Annotated in this window: 14 protein-coding genes; 10 read left to right on the top strand and 4 right to left on the bottom strand. The window is 68.9% G+C overall.

From position 1 onward, the window contains the following. Positions 1-54: 54 nt before the first annotated feature. The 4 genes from F6J84_RS11625 to sdhC are packed head-to-tail and all read right to left on the bottom strand — an operon-like array spanning position 55 to position 3,550. A complete protein-coding gene (locus F6J84_RS11625; protein WP_150973924.1) occupies positions 55-828 on the bottom strand; it encodes a succinate dehydrogenase iron-sulfur subunit in 774 nt (257 codons plus the stop codon). Next, positions 828-2,636, bottom strand: coding sequence for a succinate dehydrogenase flavoprotein subunit (sdhA, locus tag F6J84_RS11620; protein ID WP_150973922.1), 1,809 nt, complete (start codon positions 2,634-2,636; stop codon positions 828-830). Before sdhA ends, F6J84_RS11625 begins: the two co-directional genes overlap by 1 nt. Before the next feature lie 36 nt (positions 2,637-2,672). Next, positions 2,673-3,116, bottom strand: a complete 444-nt coding sequence (locus F6J84_RS11615; RefSeq protein ID WP_191621739.1) for a succinate dehydrogenase hydrophobic membrane anchor subunit — start codon at positions 3,114-3,116, stop codon at positions 2,673-2,675. Next, the gene (gene sdhC, locus F6J84_RS11610; protein ID WP_150891949.1) at positions 3,116-3,550 is read right to left on the bottom strand and encodes a succinate dehydrogenase, cytochrome b556 subunit; all 435 of its coding nucleotides are present in this window, start codon (positions 3,548-3,550) and stop codon (positions 3,116-3,118) included. The genes F6J84_RS11615 and sdhC overlap by 1 nt, the downstream gene beginning before the upstream one ends. A 198-nt stretch (positions 3,551-3,748) precedes the next feature. Between sdhC and F6J84_RS11605 the strand changes: the two genes are divergently transcribed. From F6J84_RS11605 to F6J84_RS11560, 10 genes are all read left to right on the top strand, one after another. Continuing rightward, complete coding sequence (locus F6J84_RS11605) at positions 3,749-4,864, top strand: mannose-1-phosphate guanylyltransferase (protein WP_150891948.1); 1,116 nt, start codon at positions 3,749-3,751, stop codon at positions 4,862-4,864. 135 nt (positions 4,865-4,999) lie between these two features. Beyond that, on the top strand, positions 5,000-6,097 hold the full coding sequence (locus tag F6J84_RS11600) for a BMP family lipoprotein (protein ID WP_238702475.1): 1,098 nt from the start codon (positions 5,000-5,002) through the stop codon (positions 6,095-6,097). A 184-nt stretch (positions 6,098-6,281) separates the two neighbouring features. Beyond that, positions 6,282-7,343: a BMP family lipoprotein gene (locus F6J84_RS11595; protein WP_191905655.1), complete on the top strand. Its 1,062-nt coding sequence runs from the start codon at positions 6,282-6,284 to the stop codon at positions 7,341-7,343. A 61-nt stretch (positions 7,344-7,404) separates the two neighbouring features. Then, positions 7,405-8,232, top strand: a complete 828-nt coding sequence (locus F6J84_RS11590; protein WP_150973918.1) for a GntR family transcriptional regulator — start codon at positions 7,405-7,407, stop codon at positions 8,230-8,232. Beyond that, entirely contained in the window at positions 8,229-9,011 is a 783-nt protein-coding gene (locus F6J84_RS11585) for a transcriptional regulator (protein WP_150973916.1), read from the top strand. The genes F6J84_RS11590 and F6J84_RS11585 overlap by 4 nt, the downstream gene beginning before the upstream one ends. 40 nt (positions 9,012-9,051) lie before the next feature. Continuing rightward, on the top strand, positions 9,052-10,083 hold the full coding sequence (locus F6J84_RS11580) for an ADP-ribosylglycohydrolase family protein (protein ID WP_191905654.1): 1,032 nt from the start codon (positions 9,052-9,054) through the stop codon (positions 10,081-10,083). Continuing rightward, positions 10,080-11,096, top strand: coding sequence for an adenosine deaminase (locus F6J84_RS11575; protein ID WP_150973913.1), 1,017 nt, complete (start codon positions 10,080-10,082; stop codon positions 11,094-11,096). The genes F6J84_RS11580 and F6J84_RS11575 overlap by 4 nt, the downstream gene beginning before the upstream one ends. 10 nt (positions 11,097-11,106) lie before the next feature. Further along, a complete protein-coding gene (locus F6J84_RS11570) occupies positions 11,107-12,627 on the top strand; it encodes an ABC transporter ATP-binding protein (protein ID WP_150973911.1) in 1,521 nt (506 codons plus the stop codon). Beyond that, positions 12,624-13,955, top strand: coding sequence for an ABC transporter permease (locus tag F6J84_RS11565; RefSeq protein ID WP_150973909.1), 1,332 nt, complete (start codon positions 12,624-12,626; stop codon positions 13,953-13,955). The genes F6J84_RS11570 and F6J84_RS11565 overlap by 4 nt, the downstream gene beginning before the upstream one ends. Then, positions 13,952-15,247 carry an ABC transporter permease gene (locus tag F6J84_RS11560; protein WP_150973907.1) on the top strand — a complete coding sequence of 432 codons (1,296 nt, stop codon included), beginning with the start codon at positions 13,952-13,954 and terminating at the stop codon, positions 15,245-15,247. The genes F6J84_RS11565 and F6J84_RS11560 overlap by 4 nt, the downstream gene beginning before the upstream one ends. The last annotated feature ends 11 nt before the right edge of the window (positions 15,248-15,258 follow it).

Raw genomic sequence — 15,258 nt, 5'->3', positions numbered from 1 at the left:
ATGGAGGGATGCGGCGAATGCCGCATCCCTCCATCGCTGTGTCTCGGTGCCTGCTCAGCCGCGCAGGATCGCCTGCTTGACCTCGGCGATCGCCTGCGTGACCTGGATGCCGCGGGGGCACGCCTCGGTGCAGTTGAAGGTGGTGCGGCAGCGCCACACGCCTTCCTTGTCGTTGAGGATGTCCAGGCGCACGTCGCCCGCGTCGTCGCGCGAGTCGAAGATGAAGCGGTGCGCGTTGACGATGGCGGCCGGGCCGAAGTACTGGCCGTCGGTCCAGAAGACGGGGCAGGAGGACGTGCACGCGGCGCACAGGATGCACTTCGTGGTGTCGTCGAAACGCTCGCGGTCGACGATCGACTGGACGCGCTCCTTACCCGGGGTGGGGGCACTGTTGGAGATGAGGAAGGGCTGCACGTCGCGGTAGGAGGCGAAGAACGGCTCCATGTCGACGATGAGGTCCTTCTCCAGCGGCAGGCCCTTGATCGCCTCGACGTAGATCGGCTTCGAGATGTCGAGGTCCTTGATCAGCGTCTTGCAGGCGAGGCGGTTGCGACCGTTGATGCGCATGGCATCCGATCCGCAGATACCGTGCGCGCAGGAACGACGGAAGCTGAGCGACCCGTCGACCTCCCACTTGATCTTGTGCAGGGCGTCCAGGACGCGGTCGGTCGAGTAGACCTCGACGTCGTAGTCCACCCAGCGCGGCTCCTCATCGGTCTCCGGGTTGAAGCGGCGGACGATGAACGTGACCAGGAACGCCTGGATGCCGGAGTCAGCGGCGGGTGCGGGCGCGGCAGCGTCGGATTCGGTTTCGACGAGAGTCGACATCAGTACTTCCTCTCCATCGGCTGGTAGCGGGTGATGACCACGGGCTTCCAGTCCAGGCGGATGTGGTCCTCCGGATGCGACGAGTGCGGGTCGCCGGACAGGTACGCCATCGTGTGCTTCATGTAGTTCTCGTCGTCACGCTGGGGGAAGTCGTCGCGCATGTGGCCGCCGCGGCTCTCCTTGCGGTTGCGTGCGGCGACGACGACGACCTCGGCGATGTCGAGGAGGAACCCGAGCTCGACCGCTTCGAGCAGGTCGGTGTTGTAGCGCTTGCCCTTGTCGTCGACGTGGATGTTGCGGAACCGCTCGCGCAGTTCCTCGATGACGGTCATGACCTCGCCGAGCGACTCGTCGGTGCGGAAGACCTGGGCCTTGCGGTCCATCTCCTCCTGGAGCGTCTTGCGCAGGACGGCGATGCGCTCCGTGCCGGCGTTGTTGCGCAGGCCCTCGATCATGTCGCGGACCTCCTTGGCGGGGTCCTCCGGGAGCGGCACGAATTCGGCGTTCTGCACGTACTTCACGGCGTTCTTGCCGGCGCGCTTGCCGAAGACGTTGATGTCCAGGAGCGAGTTCGTGCCGAGACGGTTGGAGCCGTGCACGGACACGCAGGCGCACTCTCCGGCGGCGTACAGGCCCGGGACCACGGTCGTGTTGTCGCTGAGCACCTCGGCCTCGACGTTGGTCGGGATCCCGCCCATCGCATAGTGGGCGGTCGGCATGACCGGGACCGGCTCGACGACCGGGTCCACACCGAGGTAGGTGCGGGCGAACTCGGTGATGTCGGGGAGCTTCGTCTCCAGTACCTCGGCACCCAGGTGCGTGCAGTCCAGGTACACGTAGTCCTTGTGCGGGCCGGCGCCGCGGCCCTCCGCGACCTCCTGCACCATGCAGCGGCTCACGATGTCGCGCGGGGCGAGGTCCTTGATGGTGGGGGCGTAGCGCTCCATGAACCGCTCGCCGGAGGCGTTGCGGAGGATGGCGCCCTCGCCGCGCGCACCCTCGGTGAGGAGGATGCCGAGCCCGGCCAGGCCGGTCGGGTGGAACTGGAAGAACTCCATGTCCTCGAGCGGCAGGCGCTTGCGCCAGATGATGCCGACGCCGTCACCGGTGAGGGTGTGCGCGTTCGAGGTCGTCTTGAAGATCTTCCCGAATCCGCCGGTGGCGAAGATGACGGCCTTGGACTGGAAGACGTGCAGGTCGCCCGTGGCCAGTTCGTACGCCACGACCCCGGCGACCTGCGTGGTGCCGCTGCCGTCCTCGACCGTGATCAGGTCGAGCACGTAGAACTCGTTGTAGAAGTTGATGCCGAGCTTGACGCAGTTCTGGAACAGCGTCTGCAGGATCATGTGACCGGTGCGGTCGGCGGCGTAGCAGGCGCGGCGGACCGGGCTCTTGCCGTGGTCCGAGGTGTGCCCGCCGAAACGGCGCTGGTCGATCTTGCCCTCGGGGGTGCGGTTGAACGGGAGACCCATGTTCTCCAGGTCGATGACCGCGTCGATGGCCTCCTTCGCGAGGATCTCCGCCGCGTCCTGGTCGACGAGGTAGTCGCCGCCCTTGACGGTGTCGAAGGTGTGCCACTCCCACGAGTCCTCTTCGACGTTGGCCAGTGCCGCGGCCATGCCGCCCTGTGCCGCACCGGTGTGGGACCGGGTGGGGTAGAGCTTCGAGATGACGGCGGTGCGGGCACCCGGGCCCGCCTCGATCGCCGCCCGCATGCCGGCGCCGCCGGCGCCCACGATGACGATGTCGAACTGGTGGTAGTAGACGCCGTCCTTGACGACGGTGTCCTCTGTGGAATGAGCGCTCACGTGAAGGATGCCTCTTGTCTTGTCTCGAGCAGCGGATTACTGGCAGCGGTCCCAGAGGACGCTGTCGGGCGTGACGCCCAGGCACGGGTCGAAGGTGAAGACGACCAGCGTGCCGAGCACGATGAGGAACACCGAGACGATCCAGATCGCCCAGACGAGCGTCCGGCGGGTTCCGCCGTGGGTGACGTAGTCGTTGACGATCGTGCGCATGCCGTTCGCGCCGTGGATCATCGCCAGCGTCAGCATGAGGAAGTCCCACCACTGCCAGAACGGGGAGGCGAGCTTGCCGGCGACGAAGGCGAAGTCGATCTGGTGGATGCCGTCACCGGTGAGGAGGTTGACGAACAGGTGGCCGAAGATGAGGACGACCAGGAGCACGCCGGAGACGCGCATGTACATCCATCCCCACTTCTCCAGGTTCGGCCCCTTGCGGCGCGGTGCGGAGTGCGGGGTGCGGGGTGCGGCGATCGTGGTGCTCATCAGTGGCCGCCTCCTGTCGCAGCGAAGACATTCATGAGGTGGCGCGGCGCGAAGCCGAGCATCGTCACGGCCCAGACGCCGAGCACGATCCACCACAACTGGCGCTGGTAGCGGGCGCCCTTGGCCCAGAAGTCCACCAGGATGATGCGCAGGCCGTTGTACGCGTGGTACGCGATGGCGGCCACGAGCACGACCTCGCCGATCCCCATGAGCGGGTTCTTGTACGTCCCGATGACGGCGTTGTAGGCCTCGGGGGAGACCCGGATCAGCGCCGTGTCGAGGATGTGTACGAGGAGGAAGAAGAAGATCGAGACGCCGGTGATCCGGTGCAGGACCCACGACCACATTCCCTCGTTGCCGCGGTAGAGCGTTCCCCGCGGGGTTTTAGAGGTGGTCTCCGCCACCGTTGGTGTGACGCGTGCTGGTGCCGACACGGTCGTCCTCCCTGATCGAACACGTATGAGGGGCCGTCGATGCCACTCGGGAAATCCACCCCAGTGCGTCACTCGGGCGCGAGGGACATCATATTCCGCCGGGCGGGAGCCCGCCCTTTAGGCGATCCTAACTATCTCGACGTCGAGATATCGGTGGCCCAAACCGGCGATCGTGCGACCGCCGGATACGCTGGCCGCATGGCGACTCCCATCGACGACTTCTATGCCGTGATCCCCGCCGGCGGCATCGGCAGCAGGCTCTGGCCGCTCTCCCGGGCGGATGCGCCGAAGTTCCTGCACGACCTGACCGGTTCGGGGCAGACCCTCCTGCGGGACACCTGGGACCGCCTCGCCCCGCTCGCCGGGATCGAGCGCATCGCCGTGGTGACCGGTCGGGCGCACCGGGCCGCGGTGGAGCAGCAGCTGCCGGGGATCCTGGATGCGAACGTGATCCTGGAATCCGAGCCGCGCGATTCCACGGCCGCCATCGGCCTGGCCGCCGCGATCCTCGTCCGGCGCGAACCGGATGTGGTGATCGGATCCTTCGCCGCGGACCACGTCATCCGCGGCGCCCGGGTGTTCGACTTCGCCGTCCGGCAGGCCGTGGAGGTCGCGCGTGCCGGGTACATCTGCACGATCGGCATCCAGCCGACCGAGGCATCCACCGGGTTCGGGTACATCAAGCGGGCCGATGAGCTCATCGTCGAGGGGGCACCCGAGGCCGCTCTCGTTGAGCGCTTCGTCGAGAAGCCCGATCTCGAGACCGCCCGCACCTATTTCGCAGACCGCTCCTACTCCTGGAACGCCGGCATGTTCATCTCCCGTGCCGACGTGCTCCTCGCCGAGATCGCCGCGAACGAGCCCGAGCTGCACGCCGGGCTCGTGGAACTGGCCGCGGCGTGGGACGACCGTGACCTCCGGGGCCCGGCGGTGGATCGGATCTGGCCCGAGCTGAAGAAGATCGCCATCGACTACACCGTGGCGGAGCCGGCCGCGGCGAAGGGGCGGCTGGCGGTCGTGCCCGGGCACTTCGACTGGGACGACGTGGGGGATTTCGCGAGCCTCACCAAGCTCATCTCCAACGGGCGCAAGAACGACCTGGCCATCCTGGGGGAGAACGCGCGCATCCTCTCCGACGCCTCGAGCGGCATCGTGGTCTCGCAGACGTCCCGGGTGATCAGCCTGATCGGGGTGCAGGACATCGTGGTGGTGGACACCCCCGATGCGCTGCTGGTGACGACCACGGAGCACGCGCAGCGCGTGAAGCAGGTGGTGGACGCCCTCAAGCTCACCGGCCGGGGGGACGTGCTCTGAGCATTGTGCACGGGCTTTGTAACCATTGGGTTGCGGCCTGTCTGCGGAGCCGGTCGCGGAGCGACACATTGGGTAACGTGACTGCATCCGCCCTGGACTCGCCGGGGCATTTCCACGTCTCTTGATGGAGGACTCGTGAAGAAGACGACTACCAAGGCGATGCTCAGCGGCCTCGCGATCGCAGGTACCGCTGCACTGCTGGCCGGATGCGGATCCGCTCCGGAGAGCTCGAGCACCTCCGGTGGCGACGCATCCGACTACCTGCCCTGCATGGTCTCCGACGCCGGTGGGTTCGACGACAAGTCGTTCAACCAGCTCGGTTACGAAGGTCTCACCAAGGCCGCCGACGAGCTGGGCGTCGAGCCCAAGACCGTCGAGTCCGCCGCCGAGACCGACTACGCCGCCAACCTGCAGAGCCTGGTCGACCAGGGCTGCAACACGATCGTCACGGTCGGCTTCCTCCTCGCCCCGGCCGCGGCCGAGGCAGCGGCCGCCAACCCCGACGTCGAGTTCGTCTCGATCGACGACACCGTCGACCTCGACTTCGACGGCACCACGGACGAGCCCAACATCAAGCCGATCATCTTCGACACCGCTCAGGCGGCGTTCCTCGCGGGCTACCTCTCCGCCGGGGTCACCGAGACGGGTGTCGTGGGCACGTTCGGCGGCATGAACATCCCGACCGTCACCATCTTCATGGACGGCTTCGCCCAGGGTGTCGACTACTACAACGAGCAGAACGGCACCGACGTCAAGGTCGTGGGCTGGGACCGTGCGACCGAGGACGGCTCGTTCACGGGAGGCTTCGAGGCGAACGACACCGCGCGTCAGATCGCCCAGGGCCTGATCGACCAGAACGTCGACGTCCTGCTCCCGGTCGGTGGGCCCATCTACCAGTCGGCCGCCGCGGCGATCGAGGACTCGGGCAAGACCATCGCCCTCCTGGGCGTCGACGCCGACGTCTTCGAGACCGACCCGTCCGTCTCCTCGCTGCTGCTGACCTCGATCCTCAAGCAGATCGATGTGGGCGTGTACGACGCGATCATGGCCGCGGGCGGCGGGGACTTCGACGTCACCCCCTTCATCGGCACGCTGGACAACGGCGGTGTGGGCCTGGCCCCGCTGCACGACTGGGAGGCCAACGTCCCGGCCGACCTGATGACCCAGGTGGAGGAGCTGCAGCAGGCGATCATCGACGGTGACCTCACCATCGAGTCCTACCTCGCTCAGTAAGAACCCACGAAACGAGGGGGAACGGCGCACGTGCGCCGTTCCCCCTCTGCGTTGGAGGCGGTTGACCAATCGCGCAAGTGGTTACGATCAGGTAAACCTTCCCGCGGTGATGACCTGACCAATTCGTCCAATGGTTAGGTTGGAGGCACCCGAACACCCCCCCAGCCTTCCGGAGACCGTGAGCATGACCACCCGCCGTACCCTTACCTCCTTCGCGCTCGCCCCCGCGGCGCTCGCCCTCGCGCTGGCCGGCTGCAGCGCAGCTCCTGCGGAGACGTCCTCCGACGCCGCCGGGGACTACCTCGCCTGCGCCATGTCCGGTGCCGGTGGGTGGAACGACAAGTCCTTCAACGAGCAGGTCCTCGCCGGTCTCGAGCAGGCCGAAGCCGAGCTCGGTGTCGAGGTGCTGCCGTTCGAGTCGCGCACCTCGGACGACTTCGTCCCCGGGCTCGAGTCCCTGATCGACCAGGGCTGCGACCTGGTCTTCAGCGTGGGCTTCGACGCGAACGAGGCGGTCAACGCCGCGGCCGCGGCGAACCCGGGCATCGATTTCGTGACGGTCGACGGGTTCGCCATCGACGACACCCTCCCGAACCTCAAGCCGGTCGCCTACGACATGGCCCAGTCGGCGTTCCTCGGCGGCTATGTCGCCGCGGCGCACAGCACCACCCACACGGTGGCGACCTTCGGCGCGGTCCACAACGCCGCCATCACGGACTTCATGACCGGGTACACGAACGGCGCCGAGTTCTGGGCGCAGGAGACCGGGACCCCGACCACCGTGCTCGGCTGGGACCCGGAGACCCAGGAGGGCGTGTTCGTCGGCGGCTTCGAGGACCAGATCGCCGCGAAGAACATCGCCGCGACGCAGCTCGACCAGGGGGCCGACGTGCTCTTCCCGGTCGCGGGTCCCCTCTTCGCCGCGGTCGGGGCAGCGATCGCCGACACCGGCACCGACGCGGTGTTCCTGGGTGTCGATTCGGATGTCGCCGTCACCAGCCCCGACTACGCTCCGAGCGTGCTCGTCTCGGTGGAGAAGCGGATGACGGATGCCGTCGTCGCCATCATCGCGGAGGCCGCTGCCGGGGACTTCTCCTCGGAGGCCTACCTCGGTGATCTGGACAACGGGGGAACGGGCCTGTCCGCGTTCCACGATTTCGAGGAGTCCGTGTCGCCCGAGCTGCGTGACCGACTCGCGGAGATCGCCGCGGACATCATCAGCGGGGACATCGACCCGCGCGCATGAGACCGACCGGCGGGGCGCCTCGGGGTGCCCCGCCGGTCTCCACTACGAGGAGGGGTGACGCATGGAGGAGCAGGAGCTCTTCGATCGGCTGCGCCTGGCCGAGGACGACGGCGGTCTGTCGCTTGCGGTCCGGCTCCGGGATCGCATCGACCAGTTGATCGACGCCGGTCTCCTCGCCGACGGTGACCGCCTGCCGCCGGAACGTCGGATGGCCGAGGCGCTGTCGGTGTCCCGTCCCACGGTGCGTCAGGCGCTCGAAGGTCTCGAGCGACGAGGCTCGGTGCTGCGCCGGCACGGTTCGGGCACCTACGTCACGAACGCGAAGATCGAGGGCAACCTGCACGTCCTCTCCGCGCTCACCGACGACGTCGCCCAGAACCGGCGCACTTCCCGGACGAAGGTGCTGCAGTTCGGTTTCTGCGCTCCCGACATCACGGTCCAGAAGGCCCTCGGGGTCGAGGCGGACGCGCTGTCCGCCGTGCGCCTCATCCGGGTGCGCGTCATCGACGACGTCCCCAGCACCTACGAGATCTCCTGGATGCCGGCCGCCATCGCCGGTCATCTCGTGGGCCGCGACCTCAGCGACGTGTCCCTGTTCCGGCTGCTCGCCGAGACCGCGGACGTACGCCCCGATCACGGCACCGAGCGACTGCGCGCGAGCACCCTGGCAGAAGACGAGGCGCGCGAACTCGAGTGCCCGGTGGGCACGGCCTGCTTCCTCGTGGACCGGACGACCTACGCGGCGGACGGGGTGCCGATCGAATACGCCACCACGCTCCTTCGCGGCGACCGGTTCCTCTACTCCACTCGGCTCCAGGCCCCGGCCCGCGCCGCCCGGTCCGACGAGCCGCTCGGCGGCTTCGAGACCCTCGCGACGGACGACCGATGACCGATCGGGAGCAGTGGAGCGTTCGTCGTTTCCGGGACCTCGTCGTCATGTCGGGTGAGCGCAGCGACATCGTCATCGCCTGCGACTCCGTGGGCGGCATCGGGGCGAAGCCGGGCGACGCCTTCGCGGCGTCCGCGGAGGTCGTCACCCACTTCGCCGCGCGGGTGCCGCTTCTCGAGGTGATCGCGGCCGGCGCGCGGCCGCAGGTCATCGTCGACACCCTCAGCGTCGAGAAGGACCCCGCCGCCATCCCGATGATCGCGGAGATCCGGCGGCTCGCCGCGGAGATCGGCATCGATCCGGAGGAGGGGGTCACGGGGAGCACCGAGGACAACGTCCCCACCGGGGCCACGGGACTCGGCGTCACGATCATCGGCACGGCCCCGCGCGGCGGACTCCGCCTGGGACGATCGCTCGCCGGAGACGTCGTGGCCTGCCTTGGCCTGCCGCTGTCCGCTCCGGAGGACGTCCTCCGCCCCGGCGACCCGCGGATGCCCACCCTGGCCGAGGCCCTCCGGGCGTCGGATCTGCCCGCCACCCACGAGATGCTGCCGGTGGGCTCCCGTGGGGTCGCCTACGAAGCCGCGCAGCTCGCCGGCTCCAGCGGTCTCCTCGCGCGGATGCGCGCGACCCCGGGAATGGATCCGACGCGGACGGCCGGGCCCTCGACGTGCGTGCTGCTGTCGCTCCGCGAAGCCGATCTCCCGGAACTCCGCCGTATCCGCTCCGATCTTCCGGTGACCGTGGTCGCCGATCTGTACGACAGCAATGAACAGTGAGGACCTCTCCGTGGTGAGTATCGACAGTTCCGTCCGTGCGATGACACGCGATCGCGCGGCCGGCGCCCTGTACGGCGTGGCGCTCGGCGACGCGATGGGGATGCCGGGCGAGCTCTGGTCGCGCCCGCGCATCATCGCGCATTTCGGGGCCATCGACCGGTTCCTGGCGGGACCGGATGGACACTTCGTCGTCGACGGCTTCGTCGCCGGACAGGTGACCGACGACACCGGGCAGATGGAGATGCTGGCCGAATCGATCGTGGGCGCCGACGGCCGCGTCGAGGTGCGCCGGCTCGGGCGCGACCTGGTGGCCTGGGCCGACCGCGTCGGGGCGTCCGAGGGGCATTTCCTCGGACCGACGAGTGCGCGGGTGATCACGGCGCTGCGCGCCGGTGCGGACCCCGCGGCGACCGGTGTCGCCGGCACCACGAACGGCGCCGCGATGCGTATCGCGCCGGTCGGTGTGCTGTGTCCCGTCGAGGACCTGCCGGCGCTGGTGGACGAGGTCGAGGCGAGCTGCCGCATCGCCCACCACACGAACATCGCCGTCGCCGGTGCCGCCATGATCGCCGCGGCGATCTCGGCCGCGGTCGGCGCCCCCGCCGCCGCATCCCCGGTGCAGCGCACGAGTCTCGCCCTCGCGGCCGCGCTGCGTGCCGCCGACATCGGCATGACGCGCGGACAGGACGCGGCGGGCGCCTCGCTCACGGCGCGGGCGGAGCTCGGCATCCGCTACGCACGGGAGACCGGCACCGACGACGCCTTCCTGCAGCAGGTGTACGACGTGGTGGGAGCCTCCACCGAGACCACCGAGTCCGTGCCCGCAGCTCTCTCGATCGTGGCGAGGGCCGCCGGGGACCCGCGCAAGGCGGCGCTCCTGTGCGCCAACCTCGGCGGGGACACCGACACCATCGGGGCCATGGCCGTCGGCGTCGTCGGCGCGATCGCGGGGCGCTCGGGGATCCCGGACGAGCTCGTGGAGACCCTCGAATCGGTCAACGGGTTCTCCTTCACCGCGCTCGCGGACCGGCTCGCCGACTACCGGCTGGCGCGTCTGGAGGGGATCGGATGAGTACCCCGCCCCCGCTCGTCGAACTGCACCTCCACCTGGAGGGCACCCTCGAGCCCGAGTTCATCATGCGTGCGGCGCAGAAGAACGGGATCGACCTGCCCTGGGCGTCGGTGGGGGACCTCCGCGCCCGCTACGAGTTCAGCGACCTCCAGTCGTTCCTGGACCTGTACTACGCGAACGTCTCGGTGCTGCGGGAGCGCGAGGACTTCAGCCAGATGGTGTACGAGTACCTGCGTCGTGCCCAGGCGGCAGGGGTGCGCCACGCGGAGGTGTCCCTCGACCTGCAGGTGCACACCTCCCGCGGCGTGCCGCTGGAGGTGGCGTTCGGCGGTGTCCGGGACGCGCTGGATGTGGCCGAGGAGCGGTACGGCATCACCACCCGGCTCATCATCTCGTTCCTGCGCGATCGGCCCCCGGCCGAGGCCACGGACCTGCTGCGGCGACTGATCGCCACCGGCGCGCGGTTCGACGGGATCGGACTCGACTCCGCGGAGGCGGACTACCCGCCCGCCCTGTTCACCGAGGTCTACGAGATCGCCCGGCAGCACGGCCTCCGCCGGACCGCGCACGCCGGTGAGGAGGGCCCGGCGGAGTACGTCCGCCAGGCGCTCGATCTCCTCCACGTCGAACGCATCGATCACGGCAACCGCAGCCTCGAGGACGACGCCCTCGTGCAGCGGCTGGTGCGCGAACGCGTGCCGCTCGCGGTATGCCCGCTCTCCAACGTGCGGCTGCGGGTGGTGGACGTGATCGAGGAGCATCCGCTCGTGCGCATGCTGGAGCACGGGATGCAGGTCTCCGTGCACTCCGACGACCCGGCCTACTTCGGCGGTTACGTGGACGAGAACCTCGCCGCGGTGCGCGGCGCGCTCGCGATCACGCCCGCGCAGGAGGAGACACTCTTGCGCAATGCGGTGGACGCAGCCTTCGTCGACGCCGACCGCCGGGCGGAGCTCCACGCGGAGATCGATCTCTGGATCGAACAGTGTGGCCGCGGCACGGACGCGACGTAGGATCGAGGGCATGAAGCTCGAACTTCGGGGCATCACGAAGACGTTCGGGTCTCTCGTGGCCAACGACCACATCGATCTCACCGTCGAGGCCGGCGAGATCCACTGCCTGCTGGGCGAGAACGGCGCCGGCAAGTCGACGCTGATGAACGTCCTCTACGGGCTGTATCAGGCCGACGGCGGCGAGATCCTCCTCGACGACGTCGTCCAGCACTTCGCGGGCCCCGGGGACGCGATGCGTGCGGGCATCGGCATGGTGCACCAGCACTTCATGCTGATCCCCGTCTTCACCGTCGCGGAGAACGTCATGCTCGGCCACGAGCAGACCCGTTTCGGCGGGCGGCTCGACCTGTCCTCGGCGCGGGCGAAGGTGCGGGAGATCTCCGACCGCTTCGGCTTCGACGTCGATCCGGACGCCAGGGTGGAGGACCTCCCCGTCGGCGCTCAGCAGCGCGTGGAGATCATCAAGGCGCTCTCCCGGGACGCGCGCGTGCTCGTCTTCGACGAGCCGACGGCGGTGCTGACGCCCCAGGAGACCGACGAGCTGATGGCGATCATGCAGCAGCTCAAGGCCTCCGGCACCTCCATCGTCTTCATCACCCACAAGCTGCGCGAGGTCCGCGAGGTCGCCGACCGGATCACCGTCATCCGGCTCGGGAAGGTCGTGGGCGAGGCCGCCCCGACCGCCTCCAACGCCGAGCTCGCCTCGCTCATGGTGGGCAGGGCGGTCGAACTGACCGTGCAGAAGGAACTCCCCACGCTCGGAGACCAGGCTCTCGTCGTCGAGGGCCTCACGGTCATCGATCCCACCGGCCAGCTCGTCGTCAACGACGTCTCCTTCGACGTCCGGCACGGCGAGGTGCTGGCGGTGGCCGGGGTCCAGGGCAACGGCCAGACCGAGCTCACCGAGGCGCTCCTCGGGCTCCAGGCGCATGTCCGCGGGTCGATCCGCCTGGACGGGGCGGAGCTGCTCGGCAAGAGCGTGCGCGGCATCCTCGACGCCGGAGTCGGATTCGTGCCGGAGGACCGCAAGGAGGACGGGCTCGTCGGCGAGTTCACCATCGCCGAGAACCTCATGCTCGATCGTGCCGACGGCCCGCCGTTCGTGCGGGGCGGGTCGGTCCAGCAGGGGGCTCTCGCCGAGTTCGCCGAGCAGAAGGTCGCCGAGTTCGACGTGCGCACGCCGTCCATCGACACCAAGGTCGGGCGTCTCTCCGGAGGCAACCAGCAGAAGGTGGTGCTCGCGCGCGAACTCAGCCGCGACCTGCGGCTCTTCGTCGCCGCGCAGCCCACCCGCGGTGTGGACGTCGGGTCGATCGAATTCATCCACAAGCGCATCATCGAGACCCGGGACACCGGCGTCCCGGTCATCGTCGTGTCCACCGAGCTCGACGAGGTGACCGCCCTCGCCGACCGGATCATGGTGATGTACCGGGGCAAGGTCGTCGGCATCGTGCCGGGCGACACCTCCCGAGACGTCCTGGGCCTGATGATGGCCGGAGAGACCGCGAGCATCGAAGGGGCCGCCGCATGAGCGACCAGCCGCAGATCGGCGACCCGGACGTCGCCCTCGAATCGCCGCAGAACGCACCGCCGCCGCAGCCGCCGCTCCGGAAGGAGCCGGAGACGCCCGAGCCGAGCCGCTGGCACCGTGCCCTGCACGAGATCGTCACCGGCAACGCCATCATCTCCGTGCTGGCGGTCGTGCTCGCCCTCGTCGTCGGCGCCGTGATGATCGCGGCGACGGATTCCCGCGTCCAGGAGACCTCCGGGTACTTCTTCGCCCGGCCCGGCGACATGCTGGCCGCCATCTGGGATTCCGTTTCCGGCGCGTACATCGCGTTCTTCCAGGGATCCATCTACAACTTCAACCGGCCGGACTTCCTCACCGGGATCCGTCCGCTCACCGAGACCCTGACCTTCGCGACCCCGCTCATCGCCGCCGGTCTCGGCGTCGCCCTCGCCTTCCGGGTGGGCATGTTCAACATCGGTGGCCGCGGTCAGATGCTGGTGGCCTCGGCCGCGGCCGGCTGGGTGGCGTTCGCGGTGGACCTCCCCTGGGGCGTGCACATGGCCGTCGCACTCCTCGCCGGCCTCGTCGCCGGCTCGGCCTGGGCCGGCATCGCCGGACTACTGAAGGCCCGGACCGGTGCCCACGAGGTCATCGTCACGATCATGCTGAACTACGTGGCGCTGTACCTGGTGACCTGGATGCTGCGTACTCCGGGCCTGCTGCAGGCGCCCGGATCGAACAACCCGAAGACGCCGGCCATGAAGGAGACGGCGATCTTCCCCGACCTGCTCGGAGCCGGGTACAACCTGCACTTCGGCTTCGTGCTGGCCCTGATCGCCGTCGCCGTGGTGTGGTGGATCCTGAACCGCTCCGCCCTGGGATTCCAGTTCCGCGCGGTGGGGGAGAACCCGAACGCCGCGCGCGTGGCCGGCATCAAGGTCCCCCGGATGTACGTGTACGCGATGCTGATCTCCGGTGCCCTCGTCGGCCTCGCGGGCGTCAGCCAGGTGCTCGGCACCGTCACGACCGGCTTCTCCAGCGGGATCGACGCCGGGATCGGCTTCGATGCCATCACGGTCGCTCTCCTCGGCCGGTCGACGCCGATCGGCGTGCTCGTGGCCGGCATCCTGTTCGGCGCGTTCAAAGCCGGCGGCTTCGCGATGCAGGCGGCGGAGGGTGTGCCGATCGACATCGTGCTCGTGGTGCAGTCGCTCATCGTCCTGTTCATCGCCGCGCCGCCGCTGGTCCGCGCCATCTTCCGGCTGCCGGCGCCCGGCCAGGGCCCGCGCCGTCCCCGCCCGATCGTCACGAATGAACTCCGCACCGGAGAGGAGGTGACGGTCAAGTGAGCGCCACCACCGTCTCCGAGCAGGTCGTTCCTGATGCCCCCCTCGCCCGCACCGTGGTGGTGAGCTGGAAGGCACCCATCGCCTTCGCCGCGCTCACCGTCATCGGCGCCGTCCTCTTCCTGCTCGTCGGGCACGGCGTCGAGACCGTGTTCCGGATCACCTCCGAGGGCGCCGCGATCCAGATCCCCGAGATCACCCTCGACGCGACGGTCACCGGCATCGTGTGCACCATCGCGATGGCCGCGATCACGGCCTACGCCGTGCTGCGCGTGCGCCGCCGCACGCGCGTGCCGATGTGGCTCATGGTGTTGTTCGCGGTCGTCTTCCTCGTCGGGTTCCTCACCTGGGCGGGCTCCGGTGCGCGCACCAACGTCATCCCGCTCACCGGGCTCCTCGCCGGAGCGCTGAGTCTGTCCGTGCCGCTCATCTACGGTGCGCTGTGCGGCGTGATCAGCGAGCGCGTCGGCGTCGTCAACATCGCCATCGAAGGACAGCTGCTCGCCGGCGCATTCACCTCCGCGGTCGTCGCCTCCGCCACGGGTCAGCCGCTGCTCGGACTGGCCGCGGCCGGCGTCGCCGGCGTCCTGGTCTCGTTCGTGCTGGCCGCCTTCGCGATCAAGTACTTCGTGGACCAGGTCATCGTCGGTGTCGTGCTGAACGTGCTCGTCACCGGTCTCACCAGCTTCCTGTTCTCCCAGCTGCTGGCCCCGAATGCGGCGCTGCTGAACACGCCGCCGCGCTTCGAGCGGATCGCCATCCCGCTGCTGAGCGAGATCCCGCTGATCGGGCCGATGCTCTTCCGGCAGACGATCATCGTCTACCTCATGTACGTGCTGATCATCGCCGTGTACGTGGGACTGTTCCACACGAAGTGGGGACTGCGTCTCCGTGCCGTCGGCGAGCACCCGCAGGCGGCGGACACCGTGGGCATCAACATCGCCCGCACCCGCTTCTGGAACGTCTCACTGGGAGGCGCCATCGCCGGTATGGGCGGGGCGTTCTTCACCCTCGGCTCCGTCGGCGCGTTCAACAAGGAGATGACCGCGGGCGCGGGCTTCATCGCGCTGGCTGCCGTCATCTTCGGGCAGTGGGATCCGATCAAGGCGACGCTGGCCGCGCTGCTGTTCGGCTTCGCCTCCAACCTGCAGAACACCCTCGGGGTGATCGGTTCGCCGGTGCCGAGCGAGTTCATGCTGATGCTGCCGTACGTCATCACGATCTTCGCCGTGGCGGGACTCGTCGGCAAGGTCCGTGGGCCGGCGGCATCCGGCAAGCCGTACATCAAGGGCTGACGCCCCGCGGG

This window comes from Microbacterium caowuchunii, assembly GCF_008727755.1.
Lineage (GTDB): Bacteria > Actinomycetota > Actinomycetes > Actinomycetales > Microbacteriaceae > Microbacterium > Microbacterium caowuchunii.
Note: the sequence above shows the minus strand (reverse complement) of the source record. Positions and strands in the feature narration are given on the sequence as shown.

What these genes read in the sequence shown, in the direction of transcription:
- F6J84_RS11575 (WP_150973913.1), top strand. Translation starts at nt 10,080, where the DNA reads ATGAGTACCCCGCCCCCGCTCGTCGAACTGCACCTCCACCTGGAGGGC.
- F6J84_RS11580 (WP_191905654.1), top strand. Translation starts at nt 9,052, where the DNA reads ATGACACGCGATCGCGCGGCCGGCGCCCTGTACGGCGTGGCGCTCGGC.
- F6J84_RS11565 (WP_150973909.1), top strand. Translation starts at nt 12,624, where the DNA reads ATGAGCGACCAGCCGCAGATCGGCGACCCGGACGTCGCCCTCGAATCG.
- F6J84_RS11605 (WP_150891948.1), top strand. Translation starts at nt 3,749, where the DNA reads ATGGCGACTCCCATCGACGACTTCTATGCCGTGATCCCCGCCGGCGGC.
- F6J84_RS11595 (WP_191905655.1), top strand. Translation starts at nt 6,282, where the DNA reads ATGACCACCCGCCGTACCCTTACCTCCTTCGCGCTCGCCCCCGCGGCG.
- F6J84_RS11590 (WP_150973918.1), top strand. Translation starts at nt 7,405, where the DNA reads ATGGAGGAGCAGGAGCTCTTCGATCGGCTGCGCCTGGCCGAGGACGAC.
- F6J84_RS11585 (WP_150973916.1), top strand. Translation starts at nt 8,229, where the DNA reads ATGACCGATCGGGAGCAGTGGAGCGTTCGTCGTTTCCGGGACCTCGTC.
- F6J84_RS11615 (WP_191621739.1), bottom strand. Translation starts at nt 3,116, where the DNA reads ATGAGCACCACGATCGCCGCACCCCGCACCCCGCACTCCGCACCGCGC.
- F6J84_RS11625 (WP_150973924.1), bottom strand. Translation starts at nt 828, where the DNA reads ATGTCGACTCTCGTCGAAACCGAATCCGACGCTGCCGCGCCCGCACCC.
- F6J84_RS11570 (WP_150973911.1), top strand. Translation starts at nt 11,107, where the DNA reads ATGAAGCTCGAACTTCGGGGCATCACGAAGACGTTCGGGTCTCTCGTG.